The sequence below is a fragment of the Agrobacterium rosae genome, from assembly GCF_002915175.1.
Lineage (GTDB): Bacteria > Pseudomonadota > Alphaproteobacteria > Rhizobiales > Rhizobiaceae > Agrobacterium > Agrobacterium rosae.
This window is the reverse complement of sequence record NZ_NXEJ01000006.1, coordinates 33,074-56,408: the sequence shown is the minus strand read 5'-3', so window position 1 is coordinate 56,408 and position 23,335 is coordinate 33,074. Positions and strand designations below refer to the sequence as shown.

The following is a 23,335-nucleotide window of genomic DNA, read 5'->3' as shown; positions in this document are numbered from 1 at the left end:
GCTGCCCCTTTTGCCAAATGACAAAGTCTGGCTATGATAGCCCCAATCGAAACACACAGCCGGTGATTTATGCCTCCCAAGAAAACCATGCTCCGTCCAAAAAAACCGGCAAACATGGCAAAAAAAATACAAGTCGATGTCTCTCCGACACGTGGTTGCTCTTCCTGGCGTGAAGCCGCGCAGTGGCTCAAGGCCCGCGGTATCGAAGACATCGAGTGCATCACCCCCGATCTTGCGGGCGTGCCTCGCGGCAAGATGATGCCGACGTCCAAATTCACCGGCGATACATCGCTGGCGCTGCCTTCGGCCCTTTATCGTCACACGATTTCCGGCGAATACCCGGATGAAACCGCGAACTTCCGTTATGAGCCGCGCGATAGCGACCTGAAGCTGGTGCCCGATCTATCCACGCTCTGCGTCGTGCCATGGGAAAGCGACCCGACCGCGCAGGTTATCTGCGATGTGGTGGATCAGGAAGGTGCGTTCGTTCCTTACACGCCGCGCAACGTGCTGCGCAACGTGCTCGATCTTTACAAGGACAAGGGTTGGAAGCCGGTCGTAGCCCCGGAAATCGAGTTCTATCTCGTCGCCATGAATGATGACCCGGATTATCCGCTGCATCCACCAAAGGGTCGTTCGGGCCGCTCCATCGTCGGTGGGCAGAGCTACTCGATTGCCGGCATCAACGAATTCGATGAATTGATCGACGATATCTATCACTTCTCGGAAAAGCAGGGTCTGGAAATCGACACGCTGATCCATGAAGAGGGTCCGGCGCAGTTGGAAATCAACCTGCGCCACGGCGACCCCATCGAGCTTGCCGATCAGGTGTTCCTGTTCAAACGCACCATCCGCGAGGCGGCGCTGAAACACGGCATCTATGCCACCTTCATGGCCAAGCCCATGCAGGGCATGCCGGGTTCGGCCATGCATATTCACCAGTCCGTGGTGGATATCGAGACAGGCGACAATGTGTTTTCCAACAAGGATGGTAGCCCGTCGAAGGAATTCTTCGCGTTTGTCGGCGGCATGCAGCGTTATGTGCCGAATGCGCTGGTGATGCTGGCACCGTACGTGAATTCTTACCGCCGCCTGACGCCTGATATGGCCTGCCCGGTCAACAATGCCTGGGGTTACGACAACCGCACGACGGCTTTCCGCGTGCCGATATCAGGGCCTTCGGCACGACGTGTCGAAAACCGCCTGCCCAGTTCCGATGCCAACCCCTATCTGGCCATTGCGGCATCGCTGGCCTGCGGCTGGCTCGGCATCATGAACAATATCGAGCCGACGGAGCCGACCTATGAGACGGCAAACGAAGGCTCTATCGAGTTGCCACGTGGACTTCTAGAAGCCGTTTCTTTGCTGGAAAGCGAACCGGAACTCGAGCGTGTTTTCGGCCATGAATTCGTTGGCCTTTATGCCGGTTTGAAGCGCGGCGAATTCGAGACCTTCATGCAGGTGATCAGCCCGTGGGAGCGGGAGTTCCTGTTGTTGAACGTATGAGGGTTTGCACATGACATGGCAGAGCCCGATAGCGCCCGGCATTTCCTGGTATCAGGACAGTCTCGGCGCACGACCGCAATTTCCGGCGATGGATGGTTCGCGCACTGTGGACGTGGCCGTCATCGGCGGAGGGTTTACGGGCTTGCAGGCCGCCTATAATCTTGCCAGGGCTGGCGTTTCGGTCGTGCTTATCGAAGGCTATCGCGTCGGGGATGGCGCATCGGGGCGCAATGGCGGTCAGTTCGGCACCGGCCAACGCGCTTGGCCGGACGATCTTGAAAAAGAGATCGGTTTTGAGCGCTCCAAGGCGCTGTTCGACATTGCCGAACATGCCAAGCACTATGTGCTGGATTTTGCTCGCGAACATGACATCGACATGGAGTTTCTGCCCGGACAATTGAATGTCCTGCACAAGAAATCCTACGAAAAGGACTATCGCAAAAGCGTCGAGGCCATGACCAGCCGCTATGAATACAGCCATGTTTCCTTCATGGAAAAGGCTGAAACGGCGGAGCGGCTTGGGTCCGACCATTATCATTTCGGCGTTCGCGACACCGGCACCGGCCATATCCATCCTCTGAAGCTGATCGTCGGTCTGGCAAAAGCGGCCAAGGCTGCGGGCGCGCAGATTTTCGAGATGACGCCTGCCAAATCCATCACGCAGACCGGCGGCAAAACGCTGATCGAAACCTCTTCTGGCACCATCACTGCGGACCGCGTGCTGATTGCCACAAACGCTCATATCGGCAATCTGGAACCGGTGACGGCAGCGCATGTCATGCCGATCCGCTCCTTCATCGGTGCGACCGTGCCGCTGGATGACTTTCCAACTATCATTCCGGGAAAAGAAGCCATTGCCGACAGCCGTTTCGTGGTGCGTTACTTCCGCAAGACACCTGATAACCGGCTGCTGTTTGGCGGGCGCGAGGCCTATACGGCGGATTCACCGCGTGACATTTCCAAACATATCCGCAAGCAGATCGCAGAAATCTATCCGGCCCTCAACACGATCGAGATGACGCATGCCTGGGGCGGTTCAGTGGGCATAACGCTCAATCGCCAGCCCTTCGTGCGCGAGGTTATGCCGGGTGTGATGTCCATCGGCGGCTATTCCGGCCATGGCGTGATGCTATCCAATTATTGCGGCAAGCTATATGCGGATATGGTCGTTGCCAAGGACAAGGCGCTGGAACAGTTTTCGTCTCTGGACGTACCGTCTTTTCCTGGCGGCACAACACTGCGCGCGCCACTGCTTTTCCTTGCACTTTCGTGGTACGCATTAAGGGACAGGTTCTAACGAGGCGGAAATCGAATTTACTTGGTGAGGCATACTTAAGAAGAGTAAAAACAATGCCTTATAAGAGAAAATCATAATTATTTACAACACGTCTGGCATTTTTAAATCGATTAGATTATGGATGCCCTCAACACGGAAAGATCGAGAGAATCGGTATGAGCAGTCAAATCATTCCAGTAGAGCCCTTCGATTGCGTCGTCTTTGGCGGCACTGGCGATCTGGCCGAGCGCAAGCTTCTGCCAGCCCTTTACCACCGCCAGGTGGAAAACCAGCTGTCAGAACCAACACGCATCATTGGCGCTTCCCGTTCGGTCATGACCCATGAGGAATACCGTAAATTCGCACAGGATGCCCTCAAGGAGCATCTGAAGAAGGGCGAGTATGATGATGATCAGGTCGCAAAATTCTGCGCCCGCCTGTTCTACATTCCCGTCGATGCGAAGTCTGATGGCGGCTGGGACAAGCTGAAGAAGCTACTGGACGAAGGCAAGGACCGCATTCGCGCGTTTTATCTGGCCGTTGCTCCCGGCATTTTCGGCGACATCGCCTTCAAGATCCGTGATCACAAGCTGATCACCAAATCCACCCGCATCGTCGTGGAAAAGCCGATTGGCCGTGACCTGGCCTCTGCGCTGGAACTCAACGACACGCTGGGCAATGTCTTCAAGGAAGAGCAGATCTTCCGTATCGACCATTATCTCGGCAAGGAAACCGTGCAGAACCTGATGGTGCTGCGCTTTGCCAATGCGCTCTACGAGCCGTTGTGGAATTCTGCCCATATCGACCATGTGCAGATCACCGTCGCCGAATCCGTCGGTCTCGAAGGCCGCGCTGGATATTACGACAAGGCCGGTGCGCTGCGCGACATGGTGCAGAACCATATCCTTCAGCTATTATGCCTCGTTGCCATGGAACCCCCCTCCTCCATGGATGCGGAAGCCGTGCGTGACGAGAAGGTCAAGGTTCTGCGCTCGCTGAAGCTGATCGATGAATCCAATGTCGAGAAGCTGACGGTGCGTGGTCAGTACCGTGCCGGCGCGTCCGCTGGCGGTCCGGTCAAAGGCTATCTGGAAGAGCTGGAAGGCGGCGTTTCCAACACCGAGACCTTCGTTGCCATCAAGGCCGAAATCGCCAACTGGCGCTGGGCTGGCGTGCCGTTCTACATCCGCACCGGCAAGCGTCTTGCGACGCGCGTGTCAGAAATCGTCGTCACCTTCAAGCAAATCCCGCATTCGATCTTCGATGATGCGGCGGGCAAGGTCGAGGCCAACAAGCTGGTCATTCGCCTTCAGCCGGATGAAGGCGTCAAGCAGTCGCTTCTCATCAAGGACCCGGGTCCGGGTGGCATGCGCCTGCGTCAGGTATCGCTGGATATGAGCTTTGCTCAAGCCTTCAACGTGCGCAGCCCCGATGCCTATGAACGCCTGTTGATGGACACCATCCGCTCCAACCAGGCCCTGTTCATGCGCCGCGACGAAGTGGAAGCAGCATGGAAGTGGGTCGACCCCATTCTGAAAAGCTGGGAATCCGTCAGCCAGGGCGTTCAGGGTTACACGTCAGGCACATGGGGGCCGAGCGGCTCGATTGCACTGATCGAACGCGATGGCCGCACATGGCATGAAGCCGACTGAGGATATGCCGATGACCGCACAAGAGCATATTTTCGCGAATGGTCCGGAGCTGGCGCAGACGCTGGCAAAGGATGTCGCCGAGCGCCTGGAGCGTGGTATTTCCGAGCGTGGAACGGCAAGCATTGCCGTTTCCGGCGGCTCGACGCCGAAGCTTTTCTTTCAGGCGCTGTCCAAACATGAGTTGGACTGGAAGAACATCAGCGTGACGCTGGTGGACGAACGTTTCGTACCGCCGGAAAGTGACCGCTCCAACCACAAGTTGGTTGCGGACAACCTGCTGCAAAATGCGGCGGCCCATGCCTATTTCGTGCCGCTCTACCAGTTCTTCGCAACGCCTGATGACGCAGCGACACTAGCAACCGTCAAGACGGAAGCCATCTGCGATCCCTTCGACGTTGTCATTCTCGGCATGGGCACGGACGGTCATACCGCCTCGTTCTTCCCCGGCGGTGACAATCTCGAAGAGGCACTCGATCTGGATGAAGAGCGCGCAGTGCTGCCGATGGCTGCCGAGACGGCGGGCGAGGAACGTCTGACGTTCAATCTCTCCGCGCTTCACGATGCCCGTTTTCTGGTGCTGCACATTGAAGGTGCTGCCAAAAAGGAAACACTCGAAAAGGCGAAGTCCGATCTGGACGAGGAAGAGATGCCCATCCGGGCCGTTCTCAACCGGGCGGAATCGCCTGTGCATATCTACTGGGCACCGTAAGCCCAGCGCTTGAAACAGCAACATGATCACCGGCCGACGTTCCCAAGCGTCTGGCCGATGATCTACAGAAGGACAGGATGAACGCCCATGGCTGCCGACCCTCGTATTCAGGCTATCACGGCCCGTATCGTCGAGCGCTCGAAACCTTACCGCGAGATTTATCTCGAAAGGCTTCGGCTTCAGGTGTCCAAGGGCGTGCATCGCTCCGTTCTCTCCTGCGCCAATCTGGCGCACGGATTTGCGGTCTGTTCCCCCGCCGACAAGGACATCCTTGCCGGCGACCGGGTCGGAAATCTCGGCATCATTACCGCCTATAACGACATGCTTTCGGCCCATCAGCCCTTTGAGGTTTACCCGGCCATGATCCGCGATGCCGCCAAGGAAGCGGGCGGTATTGCGCAGGTGGCAGGTGCCGTTCCGGCCATGTGCGATGGCGTGACGCAGGGCCAGCCGGGCATGGAGCTATCGCTGTTTTCGCGTGATGCGATTGCAATGGCGGCGGGCATCGGCTTGTCGCACAACATGTTCGATGCAGCCGTGTTTCTTGGTGTCTGCGACAAGATCGTACCGGGTCTGGTGATTGCAGCGCTTTCCTTCGGCCATCTGCCATCCATCTTCATTCCGGCTGGACCGATGACATCGGGTCTACCAAATGACGAGAAGTCGCGCATTCGCCAGCTTTATGCCGAAGGCAAGGTCGGGCGCGCCGAATTGCTGGAAGCGGAATCCAAATCCTACCACGGCCCAGGCACCTGCACCTTCTACGGCACCGCCAACTCCAACCAGATGCTGATGGAAATCATGGGCTTTCACATGCCCGGTTCCTCCTTCATCAATCCCAATACGCCGCTGCGCGACGCGATGACCCGCGAAGCGACGAAGCGGGCGCTAGCCATTACCGCGCAGGGCAACGAATTTACGCCTGCGGGCGAGATGATCGATGAGCGTTCCGTCGTTAACGGCGTCGTGGGTCTGCATGCCACGGGCGGCTCCACCAACCACACGCTGCACCTCATCGCCATGGCGCGGGCAGCGGGCATCGTGCTGACATGGCAGGATATTTCCGACCTTTCGGACGTGGTTCCGCTTCTGGCGCGCGTTTACCCGAACGGTCTGGCGGATGTGAACCACTTCCACGCAGCCGGCGGCATGGGCTTCCTCATCAAGCAGCTTCTGAAACAGGGCTTCGTGCATGATGATGTGCGCACCGTATTCGGTCAGGGACTTGAGGCCTACACGATCGAGCCGACACTGGATGAAAACGGCGCGGTGGTCCGCACATCTGCGCCGGAAGTGAGCCATGACCCGAAGGTTCTGGCCAGCATCGAAACGCCCTTCCAGCCAACGGGCGGACTGAAGATGCTGACCGGCAATCTCGGCAAGGCCGTCATCAAGATTTCTGCCGTCAAGCCGGAGCGTCACGTTATCGAGGCCCCAGCCATCATCTTCCACGACCAGCAGAGCCTTCAGACCGCTTTCAAAGAGGGCAAGCTGAACCGGGACTTCGTGGCCGTCGTCCGTTTCCAGGGACCGAAGGCCAATGGCATGCCGGAACTGCACCAACTGACGCCACCGCTTGGCGTGTTGCAGGATCGCGGCTTCAAGGTGGCACTGGTTACGGACGGGCGCATGTCCGGCGCATCGGGCAAAGTGCCAGCCGCTATTCACATGACGCCGGAAGCGGTCGATTGCGGCCCGATTTCGCGCATCCGCGAAGGCGACATGATCCGCCTCGACGCCATCACCGGCACCATCGAGGTTCTGGTGTCATCCGCTGAGCTTGCGGCCCGAGAGCCTGCAACGGCAAATCTCTCCGATAATGAATGGGGCATGGGCCGTGAATTGTTTGCGCCCTTCCGCCGCAATGTCGGTCCGGCCGATCAGGGTGCAAGCGTCTTTCATTGACGAATGACAGACCAACAAAAAAGCCGCGTTTCGGGTGAAACGCGGCTTTTTTGTTTGTTTTACCTTACCAAGCTCGAATATCGAGCTTGCGGTCGCGGTGTGCAGGGTGTGTGCTGAACACGAAAATGCGGTCCATGTCTTTCTTGCTGAGAATATGCAGAAAGCGGACATGAATGGTGTTGTTGGCGTTGACCTTCATTAGCACGCAGCCAATCTTGGTGATGCGCGCATCGGGAATATCCAGATAGAATTGCTTCGGCAGATTGTATTGCGTCATCAGCGCAAGCACCGCTTCCGATTGCGAAATCTTGAGAACATCGCAACGGCGCGAGGCCATGTTCATCACGGCTTTTTCGGTATATTCGATGCGCGCAGCATTCATCGTATCTTCCATTTTGAACCGCCCCTCGCGGTCGTACATGAAAGATTCTTCCTTGCTGAGATAGCTGGGTTTACCGATGTCCGCCCGGGCGTTCAATGCCGTGATCCTCTTGTTATTTTTCAAGGATAAAGACTAGCTACAAGTCCTTAAGAATTTCTCACGCCGTTTCGATATGAAACACATGCGAAATCTGGAAGTCGGCAACCGCTGTCACCGGTCGATGGTACAAGCCGACTTCAGACAACCCATTGATCTGACATCATTTTAGTGCATGTGAAATCATTATGGCACAGCTGAACGGCTTCGTTTTATGGTTAAAAAGCCGTTCCTATACGCCTTTTAACGGCGATATGTCTGGCCTTCCGCGTCAAAGAGATGCAGCTTTTGGGACGGTGCGGAGAAGCGTAAAACCTGACCTTTTTTGGCCTGGGCAATACCGGGGATTTTGACGATGATCGGGTCCTGCCCAGCGGGCGCTTCCAGATAGAGCAAAGTGACTTCGCCCAGCGCCTCAACGATGGAAACCTTGCCTTCGAAAAGATAGTCGTCACCGGTGACAACAGCCAAATCTTCCGGGCGAACGCCGAAGGACGCAGCCTTGCCTTCTTCTCCAGGCTGGGTTGCGATATCCACGGAAAGCGTTTTGCCGCCCAAGAGTTCGATGGCCGTCTGGGCACCTGTTCCCTTCATCGTAGCGGCGATGATGTTCATCGCCGGTGAACCGATGAATTTGGCGACGAAAAGATTGCCGGGATTTTCGTAAAGTTCCAGCGGCGCACCCACCTGCTCCACGCGACCGGCGTTGAGCACAACGATACGGTCGGCCAGCGTCATGGCTTCCACCTGGTCGTGGGTCACGTAGATCATCGTCGTATCCGCCATCTGCTCGCCGAGCTTGGCGATCTCTATGCGGGTGGCGACGCGAAGGGCGGCATCAAGGTTCGACAAGGGCTCATCGAACAGGAAGACCTTGGGGTTGCGGCAGATGGCGCGACCGATGGCGACACGCTGGCGCTGACCGCCGGAGAGTGCTTTGGGCAGGCGATCCAGATATTGCGTCAGTTGCAGAATGTCGGCAGCGGCGCGCACGCGACGGTCGATCTCTTGGCGGTTTTCCTTGGCGATCTTCATACCGAAGGCCATGTTGTCGTAAACAGTCATATGCGGATAGAGCGCGTAGGACTGGAACACCATGGCGATGCCACGCCGTGAGGGCGGGATTTCGTTGACCAGTTGGCCATCGATATACATCTCACCGCCAGTGATCTCTTCCAGACCCGCAATCATGCGCAGCAGCGTGGATTTCCCGCAGCCGGAGGGACCGACGAAGACGATGAACTCACCTTGCTTGATATCCAGATCGATACCGTGAAGGACTTTGACCTGTCCGTAAGCCTTGCGGATATCCTTGAGAATGACGCCGGTCATGTGGTGTTCCTCCCTATATGTCAGGCGTAACGGGCGAAAAATGCGCCCCATGCCGGTAGCTGGACAGTGTTGCCGCTCAATTGCGCAAAGAAGCCATGGCCTTCGACAACCTGCCAATTGCCATCCGGCAATGTCGCCTCTGATGGTTCTGCCGACAGGTTGAACAGGCACAGCACGGTTTCATTGCCGAGTGTGCGCGTGTAGCTCGACACCGTGCCTTCGACCGGCTGGAATTCGATGCTGCCCTTGGCAAAGGCCGGGTGCTGTTTGCGGAAGGCAAGGAAGCGGCGATAGTGCTCAAGCACCGATGTCTCGTCGCGCTGCTGGGCGCTGACCGCGCGCTGCTTGTGTTCGGGCGGAATGGGAAGCCAACCCTTTTCGGCTGTCGAGAAGCCCGCCAGCGCATGGCCAGCATCCCAGACCATGGGCGTGCGGCAACCGTCACGGCCTTTGAATTCCGGCCAGAACTGAATGCCATAGGGGTCCTGCAAATCTTCAAAAGCGATATCGGCTTCCGTTAGGCCAAGCTCTTCACCTTCATAGATGCAGACAGATCCGCGCTGTGTCATCAAAAGGGCTGAGAGAACCTTGGCGAAAGCGTCTTTGTCTTCCACCACATCGCCCCAGCGGCTCACGTGGCGCACGACATCATGGTTGGAGAAAGCCCAGCAGGCCCATCCCTCGGGTGCGGCGCGGGCAAAATCCGCCTGCACATCGGCCACGCGCTGCGGGGTCAGCGCATCGGGTGCCAGAAATTCGAAGGCGTAGCACATCTGCATCTTGTCATCGCCGGAGGTATATTCGCCGACGATTTCGAGCCCGCGCTGGCTGTCGCCCACTTCGCCGACGGCGGCAATATCAGGGAACTCGTCCAGCACGGCGCGGAAGCGCTTCAGGAAGGCAATATTTTCCGGGCGGTTCTTGTCGTAGATGTGCTCCTGAAAATTATAGGGGTTCACGGCAGGCGCGGTGGACGCGTTGCGGCGCTCCGGTGCGAGCGCCGGGTTGTTGCGCAGTTCCTTGTCGTGGAAATAGAAGTTGATCGTATCCAGACGGAAACCATCGACGCCGCGTTCCAGCCAGAAGCGGGTGATGTTCAGCAACTCTTGCTGCACCTCTTCATTGTGCAGGTTGAGGTCCGGCTGCGAGGTGAGGAAGTTGTGCATGTAATATTGCATGCGCGTCGGGTCCCACTGCCAGCCGGAACCGCCGAAGATGGACAGCCAATTGTTGGGCGGCGTGCCATCCGGCTTGCCGTCGCTCCACACATACCAGTCCGCCTTGGGGTTTTGGCGGCTGGAGCGGCTTTGGACGAACCATGGATGCTGATCGGACGTGTGCGACAGAACGAGGTCGATCATGACGCGGATGCCAAGGCGGTGTGCTTCGGCAATCAGGCCATCGAAATCCGCCAGCGTGCCGAACATGGGATCAACATCGACGTAGTTGGAAACGTCATAGCCGAAATCCTTCATCGGTGACGTGAAGAAGGGCGAAATCCAGATCGCGTCTGCGCCGAGCTTGGCGATATGCTCCAGACGTGAGGTGATGCCCTTGAGATCGCCGATGCCATCGCCGTTGGAATCCTGATAGGAGCGCGGGTAGATCTGGTAGATCACGGCACCGCGCCACCAATCCTTATCGCGCACGAGAGCAGAAGACGTCATTGCAGTTTCCTGTGTGGTATGGGCATTCATTGTGGATCAGCCTCCCTTGACCGAGCCTGTCAGCAGGCCGCGCACAAGGTAACGTTGGAGAGCGAAGAAAACGCAGAGCGGCACGATGATGGTGACGAAGGCCGATGCGGTGAGGATTTCCCAGTTGCCGCCGCGCGAACCTAGCAGCGCGTTCAGTGCGCCCGTCAGCACCAGCTCGTCCTTCTGCGTGCCGAGGAACACCATGGCGACCAGAAGGTCGTTCCATGTCCAGAGGAACTGGAAGATCGAGAAGGATGCGAGTGCAGGGAAAGACAAGGGCAGGACGATCTTGACGAAGATTTCGAAATCGCTGGCACCATCGACGCGGGCGCTTTCAATAATTTCCTTCGGCAGACCGGCAATGTAGTTGCGCAGCAGATAGATGGCGAGCGGCAAGCCAAAGGCCGTATGCGCCAGCCAGATGCCCGCATAGGTCTTGGATGGCACGCCAAAGACGTTGCCGATCCAGTTATAGAGCTGCAACAGCGGAATGAGCGACATCTGCAACGGCACGACGATCAGACCGACGACCATGGCAATCATCAGCGAGCGACCGGTAAACTTCATCCATGACAGCGCGTAGGCCGCAAAGGCTGCGATCAGAATCGGGATCACGGTCGCGGGAATGGCAACCGTCAGCGAATTGACGAAGGACTGGCCGATGCCTTCCGACTTGAGGACGGTGCGGTAATTATCGAGCGTGAAGATGGGTGGAGTCGCGACAGCCAGATAGACACGCTTGGCACGCGAGCCTTCGAAGCTGGCATTCTTGCTGTATTGATAGGTGCCGTCTTCATTGATGACGAGGCTTTCGCCTTCACCCAGATCAGCCGGCTCACCTGCCGGAAAGGCTTCAGGGTCCTGCACTCGCACACCGAAGGCGGAAATCTTGCCACCGGCGCCGTTCTCGAAGACGTTGCCGGAGATGACGAAACGGTCGCCTTCCTGTTTCTGTGTCGCCGGATCAGCAAGGCGAAGGGCCTGTGTCTGGCTGGAGCTGGAAAATGCCGTCCACCAGCCGGAAACGACGAGCTGGTCCTTATCTCGCAGTGAACTGACGAGAATGCCGAGCGTCGGCAAGAGCCAGAGCAGGACGACGAAGAGAACGCTGATGTGGACGATAAGGCGTGGCAGGCCGATGCGGCGAAGACGTGTTGCTATGTTCATCTCAGCGACCCTCCATCTCACGGTTTGCCTGACGGATGTTCCAGATCATGATCGGCGTCACTGCCGCCATGATGACGAGCGCGATGACGGCGCTGCGTCCGCTATCCCCGCCGCCACGGAACATCCAGTCGAACATGAGGTTGGCCAGAACCATGGTGTTCCACTGACCGTTGGTCATGGTCAGCACGATATCGAAGACCTTGAGAACGAGGATGGTGATGGTCGTCCAGACCACGGCGATGGTGCCCCAAATCTGCGGCACGAGGATTTTCCAGAATATCTGCCAGCCATTAGCACCATCGATCACGGCGGCCTCGACGGTTTCTTCTGGAATGCCGCGCAGGGCGGCCGACAGAATGACCATGGCAAAGCCGGTCTGGATCCAGATGAGGATGACCATCAGGAAAAAGTTGTTCCAAAAGGGCATGGAAATCCACACTTCCGGGGTGCCGCCGAAATATTCGACGATGGCGTTCAATAGGCCAATCTGCACCTGCCCCTCACCGCGATATTCGTAGATGAACTTCCAGATGACCGATGCGCCGACGAAGGAAATGGCCATGGGCATGAAGACGATGGACTTGGCGATATTGCCCCACCAGATGCGGTCCGTCATGACGGCAATGACGAGACCGAAGAAGGTGCAGGCGGCGGGTACGACGGCGAGCCAGAGGATGTTGTTGAAAATGGACTGGCGGAAACCGGCGTCGAAAAATGCCCAACGATAATTGTTGAGGCCGACGAAATTGGCACCCGTGCGATCATAGAAGGACAAGATGAAGGTGGCGACGACGGGGTAGACGAGATAGACGACCAGCAACAGCAGCGCCGGTCCGACGAAAAGCCAGGGGCGGATGGCCGCACGCCGGTTCAGATTGCGTGATGCGTGGATCACGTCACCGTCTTTGACCGGGAAAATGAGCTGTAGCGCCTTGTCCGACAACCAATAATAGGCGGCGCAGGCGAAAACGCCGACGATCATCACGCCGAGCGCTGACACGATCTGGGTCATGATATTCCCTCCCCGTATTCCGTTCTTATACCCAGCCTGACAGCATGATCCTGTTATGGCAGAGACTTGTAGAGAAACGGCCCGGCAGTGACTGGCACTGCCGGGCGGAGTTTGTGATTATTTCAGGCCGTCCCAGGCCTTCTGGATATCGTCGCCAACCTGCTGCGCAGACTTGCCGCCGACAAAATCGACCATGCCGGTCCAGAATGCGCCGGCACCGATCTTGCCGGGCATCAGGTCCGAGCCATCGAAACCGAAGCTGGTGGCGGTTGTGAGGATTTCACCCTGACGCTTGGTCTGCTCGCTGGCATAGGTGTCGAGGTTGACGCCCTTGTATGGTGTCAGGAAGCCTGACTGCGCCATCCACACCTCATGCGCGATCGGCGTCTTAAGGAACTCGACCAGCGCGCGGGCGGCCTTTGAATCCTTGGTAATGGTGAAGAGCGTTCCGGCACCGAGAACCGGCTTGCCGAGTTCAGGCTTGGAGGCAAATGTCGGCATGTAGAAGAAATCGACATCCGTTCCGACCTTTGTTCCCTCAGGGAAGAAGGATGGAATGAACGAGGCCTGACGATGCAGGTAGCACTTCGGCGGAATGTCGAAGAGGCCCTTGGGGCTGTCACGGAAGTCGGTGGAGGCAACGGCGGCTGCGCCACCCGAGACATATTTGTCGTTCTTGGCGAATTTGCCGAATTCCTCGATGGCGGCAACGACGCGTGGGTCGTTGAACTTCACCTCGTTCGTCGTCCACTTCAGATAGACATCCAGCGGCTGGGTGCGCAGCATGAAGTCTTCGACCCAGTCCGTGCCGGGCCAACCCGTCGCACCGCCAGAACCGAGACCGATGCACCATGGCGTGCCGCCGTCCTTTACAATCTGGTCGCTGAGCTTGACGAGGTCTTCGACACTCTTGGGAACCTCGTAGCCTGCTTCTTCGAAGTTTTCAGGCACGTACCAGACCAGCGACTTCACGTCTGCCTTGAACGGGAAGGCGAAATAAGCCTTCTGGCCATCCTTGCCGGGGTACATGCCCAGATCGACCCAGGACTGGCCTGCGCCATAATTATCCTTCACCCACTTCGCAGTATCATCGCCAAGCGGTGTCAAAAGACCCTTGGCAGCGAGGTCGGCCAAAAGGCCGGGCTGCGGAAGAATGGCAACATTGGGAGGAGAACCGGCCTGCGTATCGATAACGATCTGCTGCTCGTAGTTTTCCGAAGAAGAATAGCGGACGTTCACGCCCGTCGCATCGGCAAAATAGGCCAGAACCGACTGGAACAGTGCCTCGTCTTCGCCGCGCCAGGGTCCGAAGATCGTCAGCGTTTCACCTTTTAGGCTGGCATTGGCGGTTTTGAAGTCTTCGTAGCTCTTCCAGTTGAATTTCGCGTCGTCACCCGGCTTGAACTTCAGGTCTGCCGCTAGGGCTGCACCTGACAAAAACGTGGCTATGGCCACGGTCGTCCAGAAAGTCTTTTTCATGTGATCCTACCTCCCATCACATTACAGGCTTTCGCCCTTGAAAATCCTCAAAGCGCTTTGGCTACCTATTCATCTCACTGACATGGAAGCCGAGTCAAGTGTCCGGTTGAACTTTAGCGCTTTGGTGAATACACCGCAGTGCAGCATGCAAACTATGCGTGAAGAAACTCAGCCTTTTCCAATTGTGGCGCAGGGCAAGTGTTGCTATCATCCAAAGCGGTTTGGGCGCTTGGAGGAGCAATGCGTCAAGCTGACGCTGGAACCATGGAGGGCTGCGAAACATGAACCTGAAACAACTGTCGCAGCACCTCGGCATTTCCCAGACCACAATCAGCCGCGCGCTCAACGGCTATCCGGAAGTCAACGCCGAGACCCGTCGCAAGATCATCGAGGCCGCGCAGAAGACCGGCTATCGGCCCAATGTCGCAGCCCAACGCCTCGCGACCGGCAAGATGGGCTCCATCGGCCTGGTCATGCCCACCGGCCCCGACTATCAATCCGATGTGCATTTCGGCGAGTTTCTCAGCGGCCTGGGAGAGGCCTCAGCCCGCAACGGCTTCCACCTTGTCATCATGCCGACAGATCCCGCCAATGAGGAAAATGCGCTGAAAGAGCTTGCAGTCAGCGGCAGCGTCGACGGCATCTACCTCGCCTATATGAAGAAGAACGACCCCCGCATCGAGATGATGAAGGGCCTTTCTATACCCTTCATGGTGCATGGCCGTTCCTGGGGCGTGGAGACGGATTATCCTTTCTTAGACGTCGACAATGAGACTGCGTTTCGCGATGCGACGTCGCTTCTGTTGCAGTTGGGCCATCGCAATATCGCCCTTCTGAACGGCCCGGAAGGTTATGATTTCACCTTTCGCCGTCACCGGGGGGTAGAGGCCGCCCTCACGGAACAGGGATATGCGCTGCGTCAGGACAATGTCAGCCACAGCATTATGAACGACGAAGCGGGATTCCTGAAAATGGAACAGTTGCTGTCGCGCGTCGATCGCCCGACGGCGATCATCTGTGCATCCACGGCACTGGCATTGGGTGCCGTCCGTTCGCTCAATCACCGAGGGCTGAAGCCGGGAAGAGATATCTCACTGATCGCCCATGACGATGTGTTGCCGTTGCTGAAGCCGGTCAACTTTTCCGTACCGTTGACGACGACCCGGTCGTCCCTGCGGGCAGCCGGCTTGAGAATTGCCGAGCGGCTGATCAACCAGATCAAGTCCGGCCAGCCCGACACCCAGCAGGAATTGTGGAAAGCAGAGCTTGTCGTGCGCGGATCGACAGGCCCCGTCCAAAGCTAAGCCGGTTAGAACTTCGGCGCAGTTTTTCCCAGGGCGCGATGGGCTGCGATGACCGTGTTTGCCATCAGCATCGCAATCGTCATGGGGCCGACGCCACCGGGAACAGGCGTGATGGCCGCGGCAACGGCGCTGGCCTCATCATAGGCGACATCACCGACCAGTCGGGACTTGCCCTCGCCTTTTTCCGGAGCCGGAATACGGTTGATGCCGACATCGATGACGGTCGCACCGGGCTTAACCCAATCGGCCTTGACCATCTGCGGACGACCAACGGCGGCAACGAGAATATCGGCAGTCTTGCAGACCCCAGCCAGATCTTTGGTCCGCGAATGCGCCATGGTGACTGTCGCGTTGGCATTCAAAAGCAATTGCCCCATGGGCTTGCCGAACAGGTTGGAACGGCCGATGACGACGGCGTTGAGGCCAGAAAGGTCATCACCATGAATGCTGCGCACCAGAAGCATGGAGCCCGCAGGTGTGCAGGAGATCAACCCTGTCTCGAGGTCACCGGTGGCAAGCTTTCCAGCGTTGAGAACGCTCAGGCCGTCCACATCTTTTTCCGGCAAAATGGACTGGATGACGACATCGGAATTGAGATGCCCAGGCAGCGGCAGTTGCACGAGAATGCCGTGAATGGACGCATCGGCATTCAATGTGGCGACCAGGGCTTCCAGTTCGGCCTGCGTCGTTTCTTCCGGCAGCGTATGCTGGACGGACTTGAAGCCGCACTCCTTGGCCGTTTTACTTTTGGAATTCACATAGGCGTGGCTGGCCGGGTCATTACCGACGATCACCACCGCAAGTCCGGGCTTCACACCTGTCTGCTGCTCAAGATCTTCTGCCGCTTTGCGAACAGTCTCGATTACAGATGCCGCTTTTGCCTTGCCGTCGATCACCACTGCCATATGCCTGCCTCCTGGAAACTAGATAGCTATCTAGCGCCGGAATGTCGCGCAGCATAGTGCATTTTGATTGAAAATCGGCGCGTCAGGCGCGATTGCGGTCGCGTTCTTCGCGGGCATGTTCCAGCAGGCGCGTTCGCAGCAAAGCGAGTTCCTGACGCAGTATCCGCAACTCCTCGGTTTCGGCCTGCGCATGGTCTGCCTGACCGGCCAGAGCCGCTGCCAACAGTGGTGGAAGCTTGAAAACCGGCACGTTCCTTTCCTGTGATGGACGGGCAATAGCGTTTTGCATCAGGACCTGCCGTACGCGTTCATCAAGCGGTATGTCGTTGGCGGCCTCGTCGTAAGCGACTTCGGTTTCGGGTTCATCTTCGACCACGATCGGGGACGCAATCTCAGCGATGACCGGCTCTGGCGTCGCTGAATCTTCCACGGACAGGTCATCGAAAATACCGGGCTCTATTTCAATCGTCTCTGGAGACGGCATCTGAGCGACTTGCGTGTCCAAGGCCGTTTCGGGCTCGATGACAGCAGGCAGTTCGGCAGCTTCGTTCGCTTCTTCCTTGCGGCGGAAGCTCAAGGCGAAAAGCGAAATCAGCAATCCGGCAGCGCCGCCTGCGATAGACATCGCATTTGCAGTAAAGCTGTCGTAATTGGCAACGCCCGGCTCAGCCGTCAACGCAAGAGCGGCGCTGACGCGCGGTGCGCTGGAGAATGTGCCTGCGGCGTCGCTTGAGATGATGTAATCCGTGCGTGCCTTTTCAAGGGCGGCTTCCAACCGCGCGAGGTCTGCGGGAGCATCGCCTAGGGCCTGCAACTGACTATCCAGTTCGGCGCGATTGGTAGCCCGCATTTCCAGTGCTTCTGTGACAGTGATCTGCTCCTGCTTCAAAGCTTCCAGCGCCCGGCGAAGGCTGGGCATGGCTGTCGCTCTTGCCGCATCCACGGTTGCCTGTGCAGCGATCGTGCGCGGATGTTTCGGTCCGTGATCGACGCTGACTTCGGCCAGTGCGAGTTTGGCGGCGGTATAGTTCTGGCGGATCGTCTCCAGCGGTGCAAACGCGGCCATAGCCGGCAGGTTTCCGTTGAGAACATCAGCCACCTTCATGGACGTGGCGGCCGAAATGCCATCAGCAAGCTCTGTGCTCTTGGCGCTGAGAGTTGCGGCGGTTGCTTCGTCTTCACGAATTTTCTGCTGCAAGCCTTGAATGCGGGAAACGGCGTCATTGCCATGCCGCATCTGGAAACCGGTCAACGCGGCCTCGGCGCTATCCAGCGCAACACGCGCCCGCTCGACAGCCTGAAGTTCCGGGTCGCGTTGCTCGGCACCGATGTTCTTGACGATGCGAGCGGCGAAATAATCCGCAATGCGCTGCGATGCTTCGGGGGTGGCCGCGGTGACGTCGATCTCGATCTCATTGCTCGAAGGTGCAGACGAGATGGACACCGCGTTTTTTAGTGCCGTTTCCGTTGCCCCGACCAGCACATCGGCGTTTTTTCCTCCACCTGCAAGCAGATCCAGAAAAACCGCGAGATGCCCCGGCGTCTGCATGCCTGTGAGGTCTTGAGGTTGAAGCTTCAGGTCGGAGACCATGAGGCCTAGCGCCATCGGCGACAGGAGACTTTCACCAAGCTGCGATGTCATTCGCTGCACGCCAGCGGCGGTGGCGTGAGGATTGGAGACTTTGACGCGGGCTTGAGACACGTAACCCTGCAGGCCGGGTTCCAAAAGCATCGTCGGCAGAAAAAAGCCCGATGCCGTCAGGGAAAGCACGAGGCCCGCCGAGAGCAGATATCGTCGCCACGACGCAGCAGCGAGCTTCTCGCGAAGCGCGTCCCGATTCGGCATCACAAATCTGTCGATCTCAAAAACCATCGCAAACCCATAGGGTTACATACGCCCAGACCGGAAAATCCGCTGGTGTAAATATAAACGAAGCCTAAAGCGACAAGGCAAACAAATGGTTAACGGCGACCAAAGCGTGGGGCCTGGACAGCCTGGCAGAAAGCCATCGTCCGCAAGTCCCGCGCAAGATTGTCGCCCTAAAACAGGATCAAGTTAAACACGGAGAATTGTCATGCAGCCGATTCAGCTGTTTGCGCTGGCATCCCGGCAGGCCGAATGGCTTTCTGTCCGTCAAGAAGTCGTCGCAGGTAACATTGCAAACGCCAGCACGCCGAAGTTCCGCGCAAAGGACGTCGTGCCGTTCGATTCTGAATTGCAGTCGGTCGGCATGCAGATGGCACGCACCAATGCCGCCCATATGGAGCTGGCAGTGGCAGGCGGCGGCAAGGTTGCCTTGGAAGACGCTGACCTGACCAACGAAATCGGCGTTCAGGAATCGGGCAACACAGTTTCTCTTTCGAAGGAAATGGCCAAGACGGGCGAAATCAAGGGGCAGTTCGAACTGAACGCGCAACTCGTTCGCTCTTTTCACAGCATGATGCTGACAGCGGTGGGCAAGTAAATGGATCCTTTAAAATCCTCGATGAAAATTGCAGGAAACGGAATGGAGGCGCAGGCTACGCGTCTGCGTATCGTTTCTGAAAACATTGCGAACTCGCGTACCACAGGCGACACGCCCGGTGCAGACCCCTATCGCCGCAAGACAATAACCTTTGCGAACGAGCTCGATCGCGCCAGCCAGACCAACCTTGTCGAGGTCAAGAAGCTGGGTGTCGATCGCTCCGACTTTACGCAGGAATACGATCCTGACAGCCCGGCCGCCGACGAAAAAGGCATGGTCAAGCTTCCCAATGTGAACATGCTGATCGAGATGGCCGACCTTCGCGAAGCAAACCGCGGTTATGACGCCAATTTGCAGGTCATCAAACAGACACGCGACATGGTCGCCTCCACAATCGACCTATTGAAAGCTTAAAGATGATTGATTCCATTAGCAGCTTGAAGTCGCTGACATCAGCCGCAACAGACGGACTGAAAGAGGTCACATCCGGCCTGGGTTCGCTTGCCGAAAACGCAGTTTCAACCGCAGCAACGGCCGCAACCGGCCCCAGCTTCGCAAGCGTAATGGGCGGCGTGGCGATGGATGCCGTTGAGTCCCTCAAGAAGGGTGAAGCCATGTCCTTCGCCGGTATTCAGGGCAAAGCCAATACGCGTGAAGTGGTGGATGCCGTCATGCAGGCGGACCAGACCCTCAAGACCGCCGTGGCTCTACGCGACAAGATCGTCTCGGCCTATCTCGACATCGTGAAAATGCAGATTTGACGCTTAAGGATATAAAAAATGAGAGCACTAGCCATTGCAGCGACGGGCATGGATGCCCAGCAGACAAACCTTGAGGTCATCGCGAACAACATCGCGAACATCAACACCACTGCGTTCAAGCGCGGCCGCGCCGAGTTTACCGACCTTTTGTACCAGACAGAGCGTGCACAGGGTGTGATGAACCGTGCGAACCAGTCCGTGGTTCCGGAAGGTGCCAATATCGGTCTGGGTGTACAGACATCTGCCGTCCGCAAGCTCCACATTCAGGGTGAAATTTCCCAGACCAGCAACGATCTCGATGTCGCGATCGTCGGCAAGGGCTGGTTGCAGGTTGATGGTCCCGATGGCACGACGCTTTATACGCGTGCTGGCGCTCTCAACAAGGATTCCAACGGTCGACTGGTGACGATCGACGGTTACGGTGTTCAGCCGAACATCACCATTCCGACAGACGCGACAGAAGTCACGATCAGCACGGATGGTATCGTATCGGCCCGTATCGGCACCGCCACCAACCTGACCGAACTCGGCCAGCTGAACCTTAGCAACTTCGCCAACGAAGCGGGCTTGAAGCCACTCGGCGACAACCTGTTCTCGCAGACAGAGGCTTCCGGAAACCCTGTTGAAGCAGCACCGCAGTCCACTGGCTTCGGCTATATCAAGCAGGGCTACCTCGAAAGCTCGAACGTCGATTCCGTCAAGGAGATCACCGACCTCATTTCCGCGCAGCGCGCCTATGAAATGAACTCGAAGGTCATCACCACCGCAGACGAAATGGCGACGATCGTCAGTCAGAACCTGAAGTAACGCAAAGGTAGGGTAACATGAAGTTCCGCCCGAAAATCGTGCCTGGCAGTCTCTGCAAGATGGCGCTGGCGCTCATAGTCAGCCTGGTGACGTACGCGCCGCAGGCTGCTTTCTCGCAGCAGAAACACGCCGTTGTTCCAACAAGCACGATTTTCCCCGGCGACGTCATCACCCGCGACCGTGTGACGGAAGTTCTGGTAACAAATCCCAATCTTTCACCGGGCTACGCAGACGCCACGCAAGCCGTCGTGGGCAAGGTTTCCAAGCGGACGCTGGTTGCCGGCCGCACCATCCAGGTCGGCGATCTTCGCGATCCTTTCGCGGTCCAGCGTGGAGCAACTATCAGGATCGTCTACAGCGTGGGCGGCATGAACCTTTCTGCATCCGGCACGGCCATTGAAGATGGCATGGCGGGTGAGGTTGTGCGCGTTCGCAACCGCGACACCGGCGTCACGATCAGCGGAACGGCCCTGCAAGACGGGACTGTGGAGGTTTTCCAGAAATGAGTTTTCGTCAGGGCCTGATAGCTGCCACGGTGATGATCGCCACGTTCTTAGTGACGGCACCCGCGGCCTATTCCCAGTTCAACGCACGGGTCAAAGACATAGCCTCCCTGCAGGCGGGTCGTGAAAACCAGCTGATCGGTTACGGTCTTGTCGTCGGCCTTCAAGGGTCCGGCGATAGCATGCGTTCTTCGCCCTTTACCGAACAGTCAATGCGGGCGATGTTGCAGAATCTCGGCATCTCCATGCAAGGCAACCAGTCCGGCTCGAAAAACGTCGCCGCCGTCATGGTCACAGCCAATCTGCCGCCATTTGCAAGTCCGGGCAGCCGGCTCGACGTCAATGTCAGCTCGCTGGGTGATGCGTCGTCTCTGCGCGGCGGCACGCTCATCATGACCTCCATGTCGGGTGCCGATGGCCAGATTTATGCGGTGGCGCAGGGTTCGGTCATTGTCTCCGGCTTTAATGCAGAAGGTCAGGCTGCGCAGTTGACACAGGGCGTGACCACGGCCGGACGCGTTCCAAGCGGCGCGATCATCGAACGTGAACTCCCCTCGCAGTTCAAGGATTCGGTCAATCTGGTCCTGCAACTGCGCAATCCCGATTTTTCGACATCCACGCGCATTGCCGACGCTATCAACGGCTATGCCCGCACCGCCTTTGGCGAGCCGATTGCCGAGGCCCGCGACAGTCAGGTCGTCTTCATCCAGAAGCCGCGCACCGCTGACCTTACCCGCCTGATGGCGAGCATTGAAAACCTCTCCGTCGAGACCGATACGCCAGCAAAGGTCGTCATCAACGAACGGACGGGGACAATCGTCATCGGTGCCGACGTCCGCATTTCGCAGGTTGCCGTCAGCTACGGCACGCTCACCGTGCAGGTCACCGAAACGCCACAGGTCATTCAGCCACAACCGTTCTCACGCGGCGAAACCGCCGTTCAGCCGCAGACCGACATTGCTGCGCAGCAGACCGGCGGCCCCGTTGCCATTCTCAACGGGCCAAACCTGCGCTCGCTGGTCGCAGGGCTGAACAATATCGGCGTCAAGCCGGACGGCATCATCGCCATCCTTCAAGGCATAAAGTCAGCCGGCGCGCTGCAAGCAGAACTGGTGTTGCAATGATGGTCAATATCTCTGAAATCCTAACGCCCCGCCGCACGCTGCTTGCCATCTTCGTTATGGTCGCGGCGCTTCCATCCGCACGCGCACAGGAGCAGGTGCGGGTGACATCCGGTGATACGAGCGGCCAGGAAATCCAGCAATATTGCACCAATGTCATCGATCAGGCGCGTGACCAGCGCTATGTCCTGCAAAAGCAGGACCTCGAAAAGCTGCAACAGGACGTCGACAACCGTATCGCCGTCATGGAAGCGCGCAAGGCAGAGTACGAAGACTGGTTGAAACGCCGCAACGACTTCATGCAGCAGGCCGAGGCAAATCTCGTCAATGTCTACAAAACGATGAAGGCGGATGCCGCTGCTCCGCAGCTGGCAGAGGTCAACCCTGCCCTTGCCGCTGCGATCATCATGAAGCTGCCGCCTCGCCAGTCGGGCCTGATCCTTGCCGAAATGGATGCCAAGAAGGCCGCCATCGTTGCATCGATCATGTCAAGCGCGACCGACAAAACAACATCAAGAGATCCGTCATGAACAAAGCGCTCATTCTTGTCCTTTTAGCCGCAAGTGTTCTGACTGGCTGCTCCAGCATCACACAGAACCAGACGCTGAAGGAAATCGGTAACGCGCCGGCCATGAGCCCGATCGGCAGCGGACTGCAATTTAGTCAGGCACCGCAACTGGCGTCGTACCCGAAGCAACCATTGCATGCCGCCAGCGGCTATTCTCTGTGGAGCGACAGCAAGGCGGCCCTGTTCAAGGATGCGCGTGCGCTGAACATCGGTGACATTCTGACGGTCAACATCCAGATCAACGACAAGGCAACGTTTGACAACGAGACCGACCGCACCAAGAAGAACAATCGCGACACGGGCTGGAAGGCGAACGCCGAAATTCTTGGCTGGAAGCCACAGGCCGATTCGTCCCTGAGCTTCGACAATACCAGCGAGTCCAACGGTAAGGGCTCCATCAGCCGTGCCGAAAAACTGACGCTGCTCGTTGCCGCTGTCGTGACCGGCATTCTGGAAAACGGCAACCTTTTGATCAGCGGATCACAGGAAGTGCGCGTCAACCACGAAGTCCGTATTCTCAACGTGGCTGGTATCGTGCGGCCGCAGGACGTCAACTCCCAGAATACGATTTCCTACGAGAAGATTGCCGAAGCTCGCATCTCCTACGGTGGCCGTGGTCGCATCACGGAAATTCAGCAGCCGCCGGTCGGCCAGCAGGTGGTGGATCTGTTCTCGCCGATCTGACATG

Annotated in this window: 22 protein-coding genes; 14 read left to right on the top strand and 8 right to left on the bottom strand. The window is 57.7% G+C overall.

Annotation, left to right across the window (positions count from 1 at the left end):
* The first annotated feature begins 69 nt into the window (after positions 1–69).
* The 5 genes from CPJ18_RS11400 to edd all read left to right on the top strand — a co-directional run bounded on the left by CPJ18_RS11400 (position 70) and on the right by edd (position 7,048).
* Entirely contained in the window at positions 70–1,506 is a 1,437-nt protein-coding gene (locus CPJ18_RS11400; RefSeq protein ID WP_077118782.1) for a glutamine synthetase family protein, read from the top strand.
* A gap of 10 nt (positions 1,507–1,516) precedes the next feature.
* On the top strand, positions 1,517–2,803 hold the full coding sequence (locus CPJ18_RS11395; RefSeq protein ID WP_103658375.1) for an NAD(P)/FAD-dependent oxidoreductase: 1,287 nt from the start codon (positions 1,517–1,519) through the stop codon (positions 2,801–2,803).
* A gap of 155 nt (positions 2,804–2,958) precedes the next feature.
* Positions 2,959–4,434 carry a glucose-6-phosphate dehydrogenase gene (gene zwf, locus CPJ18_RS11390; RefSeq protein ID WP_077101730.1) on the top strand — a complete coding sequence of 492 codons (1,476 nt, stop codon included), beginning with the start codon at positions 2,959–2,961 and terminating at the stop codon, positions 4,432–4,434.
* Positions 4,435–4,444: 10 nt separating this feature from the next.
* On the top strand, positions 4,445–5,143 hold the full coding sequence (gene pgl, locus CPJ18_RS11385; RefSeq protein WP_103659075.1) for a 6-phosphogluconolactonase: 699 nt from the start codon (positions 4,445–4,447) through the stop codon (positions 5,141–5,143).
* Positions 5,144–5,230: 87 nt separating this feature from the next.
* Positions 5,231–7,048: a phosphogluconate dehydratase gene (edd, locus tag CPJ18_RS11380; protein WP_103658373.1), complete on the top strand. Its 1,818-nt coding sequence runs from the start codon at positions 5,231–5,233 to the stop codon at positions 7,046–7,048.
* A 64-nt stretch (positions 7,049–7,112) separates the two neighbouring features.
* Here edd and CPJ18_RS11375 read toward each other — a convergent pair whose 3' ends face one another.
* From CPJ18_RS11375 to CPJ18_RS11350, 6 genes are all read right to left on the bottom strand, one after another.
* On the bottom strand, positions 7,113–7,469 hold the full coding sequence (locus CPJ18_RS11375; RefSeq protein WP_103659074.1) for a hypothetical protein: 357 nt from the start codon (positions 7,467–7,469) through the stop codon (positions 7,113–7,115).
* Positions 7,470–7,769: 300 nt separating this feature from the next.
* On the bottom strand, positions 7,770–8,858 hold the full coding sequence (locus CPJ18_RS11370; protein WP_103659073.1) for an ABC transporter ATP-binding protein: 1,089 nt from the start codon (positions 8,856–8,858) through the stop codon (positions 7,770–7,772).
* A 20-nt stretch (positions 8,859–8,878) separates the two neighbouring features.
* Positions 8,879–10,555: a beta-galactosidase BglA gene (gene bglA / locus CPJ18_RS11365; protein WP_188348514.1), complete on the bottom strand. Its 1,677-nt coding sequence runs from the start codon at positions 10,553–10,555 to the stop codon at positions 8,879–8,881.
* Positions 10,556–10,561: 6 nt separating this feature from the next.
* Complete coding sequence (locus tag CPJ18_RS11360; protein ID WP_103658371.1) at positions 10,562–11,722, bottom strand: carbohydrate ABC transporter permease; 1,161 nt, start codon at positions 11,720–11,722, stop codon at positions 10,562–10,564.
* 1 nt (position 11,723) lies between these two features.
* Positions 11,724–12,737, bottom strand: coding sequence for a carbohydrate ABC transporter permease (locus CPJ18_RS11355; RefSeq protein WP_077101720.1), 1,014 nt, complete (start codon positions 12,735–12,737; stop codon positions 11,724–11,726).
* Between the two features lie 114 nt (positions 12,738–12,851).
* The gene (locus CPJ18_RS11350) at positions 12,852–14,213 is read right to left on the bottom strand and encodes an ABC transporter substrate-binding protein (protein WP_103658369.1); all 1,362 of its coding nucleotides are present in this window, start codon (positions 14,211–14,213) and stop codon (positions 12,852–12,854) included.
* 281 nt (positions 14,214–14,494) lie between these two features.
* On the opposite strand from CPJ18_RS11350, the gene CPJ18_RS11345 reads away from it, so the two are divergent.
* Positions 14,495–15,517, top strand: a complete 1,023-nt coding sequence (locus CPJ18_RS11345) for a LacI family DNA-binding transcriptional regulator (RefSeq protein WP_103658367.1) — start codon at positions 14,495–14,497, stop codon at positions 15,515–15,517.
* A gap of 5 nt (positions 15,518–15,522) precedes the next feature.
* On the opposite strand, the gene folD is transcribed toward CPJ18_RS11345, so the two are convergent.
* Together folD and CPJ18_RS11335 are read right to left on the bottom strand one after the other, a co-directional pair.
* Positions 15,523–16,422 carry a bifunctional methylenetetrahydrofolate dehydrogenase/methenyltetrahydrofolate cyclohydrolase FolD gene (gene folD, locus CPJ18_RS11340; RefSeq protein WP_103658365.1) on the bottom strand — a complete coding sequence of 300 codons (900 nt, stop codon included), beginning with the start codon at positions 16,420–16,422 and terminating at the stop codon, positions 15,523–15,525.
* An 82-nt stretch (positions 16,423–16,504) separates the two neighbouring features.
* A complete protein-coding gene (locus tag CPJ18_RS11335; RefSeq protein ID WP_146258679.1) occupies positions 16,505–18,268 on the bottom strand; it encodes a GumC domain-containing protein in 1,764 nt (587 codons plus the stop codon).
* Positions 18,269–18,497: 229 nt separating this feature from the next.
* On the opposite strand from CPJ18_RS11335, the gene flgB reads away from it, so the two are divergent.
* Genes flgB through flgH form a run of 8 tightly spaced genes read left to right on the top strand, consistent with a single transcriptional unit; the run spans position 18,498 to position 23,331 of the window.
* Entirely contained in the window at positions 18,498–18,887 is a 390-nt protein-coding gene (gene flgB, locus CPJ18_RS11330; protein WP_077101713.1) for a flagellar basal body rod protein FlgB, read from the top strand.
* Positions 18,888–19,301 (top strand): flagellar basal body rod protein FlgC, encoded by a 414-nt coding sequence (flgC, locus tag CPJ18_RS11325; RefSeq protein ID WP_077101711.1) that lies wholly within the window; start codon positions 18,888–18,890, stop codon positions 19,299–19,301.
* Positions 19,302–19,303: 2 nt separating this feature from the next.
* Positions 19,304–19,648, top strand: coding sequence for a flagellar hook-basal body complex protein FliE (gene fliE, locus CPJ18_RS11320; protein ID WP_077118759.1), 345 nt, complete (start codon positions 19,304–19,306; stop codon positions 19,646–19,648).
* A gap of 18 nt (positions 19,649–19,666) precedes the next feature.
* A complete protein-coding gene (gene flgG, locus CPJ18_RS11315; protein WP_077118757.1) occupies positions 19,667–20,455 on the top strand; it encodes a flagellar basal-body rod protein FlgG in 789 nt (262 codons plus the stop codon).
* A gap of 17 nt (positions 20,456–20,472) precedes the next feature.
* Entirely contained in the window at positions 20,473–20,961 is a 489-nt protein-coding gene (flgA, locus tag CPJ18_RS11310; RefSeq protein ID WP_245445394.1) for a flagellar basal body P-ring formation chaperone FlgA, read from the top strand.
* Positions 20,962–20,993: 32 nt separating this feature from the next.
* The gene (locus CPJ18_RS11305) at positions 20,994–22,082 is read left to right on the top strand and encodes a flagellar basal body P-ring protein FlgI (RefSeq protein ID WP_103659070.1); all 1,089 of its coding nucleotides are present in this window, start codon (positions 20,994–20,996) and stop codon (positions 22,080–22,082) included.
* Complete coding sequence (locus tag CPJ18_RS11300) at positions 22,079–22,609, top strand: MotE family protein (RefSeq protein WP_103658361.1); 531 nt, start codon at positions 22,079–22,081, stop codon at positions 22,607–22,609. The genes CPJ18_RS11305 and CPJ18_RS11300 overlap by 4 nt, the downstream gene beginning before the upstream one ends.
* Positions 22,606–23,331 (top strand): flagellar basal body L-ring protein FlgH, encoded by a 726-nt coding sequence (flgH, locus tag CPJ18_RS11295; protein ID WP_103658359.1) that lies wholly within the window; start codon positions 22,606–22,608, stop codon positions 23,329–23,331. Before CPJ18_RS11300 ends, flgH begins: the two co-directional genes overlap by 4 nt.
* Positions 23,332–23,335: the final 4 nt, after the last annotated feature.

Coding starts and splice junctions, on each gene's coding strand:
- CPJ18_RS11400 (WP_077118782.1), top strand. CDS start 70: ATGCCTCCCAAGAAAACCATGCTCCGTCCAAAAAAACCGGCAAACATG.
- CPJ18_RS11395 (WP_103658375.1), top strand. CDS start 1,517: ATGACATGGCAGAGCCCGATAGCGCCCGGCATTTCCTGGTATCAGGAC.
- zwf (WP_077101730.1), top strand. CDS start 2,959: ATGAGCAGTCAAATCATTCCAGTAGAGCCCTTCGATTGCGTCGTCTTT.
- pgl (WP_103659075.1), top strand. CDS start 4,445: ATGACCGCACAAGAGCATATTTTCGCGAATGGTCCGGAGCTGGCGCAG.
- edd (WP_103658373.1), top strand. CDS start 5,231: ATGGCTGCCGACCCTCGTATTCAGGCTATCACGGCCCGTATCGTCGAG.
- CPJ18_RS11375 (WP_103659074.1), bottom strand. CDS start 7,469: ATGTACGACCGCGAGGGGCGGTTCAAAATGGAAGATACGATGAATGCT.
- CPJ18_RS11370 (WP_103659073.1), bottom strand. CDS start 8,858: ATGACCGGCGTCATTCTCAAGGATATCCGCAAGGCTTACGGACAGGTC.
- bglA (WP_188348514.1), bottom strand. CDS start 10,555: ATGAATGCCCATACCACACAGGAAACTGCAATGACGTCTTCTGCTCTC.
- CPJ18_RS11360 (WP_103658371.1), bottom strand. CDS start 11,722: ATGAACATAGCAACACGTCTTCGCCGCATCGGCCTGCCACGCCTTATC.
- CPJ18_RS11350 (WP_103658369.1), bottom strand. CDS start 14,213: ATGAAAAAGACTTTCTGGACGACCGTGGCCATAGCCACGTTTTTGTCA.
- CPJ18_RS11345 (WP_103658367.1), top strand. CDS start 14,495: ATGAACCTGAAACAACTGTCGCAGCACCTCGGCATTTCCCAGACCACA.
- folD (WP_103658365.1), bottom strand. CDS start 16,422: ATGGCAGTGGTGATCGACGGCAAGGCAAAAGCGGCATCTGTAATCGAG.
- CPJ18_RS11335 (WP_146258679.1), bottom strand. CDS start 18,268: ATGCCGAATCGGGACGCGCTTCGCGAGAAGCTCGCTGCTGCGTCGTGG.
- flgB (WP_077101713.1), top strand. CDS start 18,498: ATGCAGCCGATTCAGCTGTTTGCGCTGGCATCCCGGCAGGCCGAATGG.
- flgC (WP_077101711.1), top strand. CDS start 18,888: ATGGATCCTTTAAAATCCTCGATGAAAATTGCAGGAAACGGAATGGAG.
- fliE (WP_077118759.1), top strand. CDS start 19,304: ATGATTGATTCCATTAGCAGCTTGAAGTCGCTGACATCAGCCGCAACA.
- flgG (WP_077118757.1), top strand. CDS start 19,667: ATGAGAGCACTAGCCATTGCAGCGACGGGCATGGATGCCCAGCAGACA.
- flgA (WP_245445394.1), top strand. CDS start 20,473: ATGAAGTTCCGCCCGAAAATCGTGCCTGGCAGTCTCTGCAAGATGGCG.
- CPJ18_RS11305 (WP_103659070.1), top strand. CDS start 20,994: ATGATCGCCACGTTCTTAGTGACGGCACCCGCGGCCTATTCCCAGTTC.
- CPJ18_RS11300 (WP_103658361.1), top strand. CDS start 22,079: ATGATGGTCAATATCTCTGAAATCCTAACGCCCCGCCGCACGCTGCTT.
- flgH (WP_103658359.1), top strand. CDS start 22,606: ATGAACAAAGCGCTCATTCTTGTCCTTTTAGCCGCAAGTGTTCTGACT.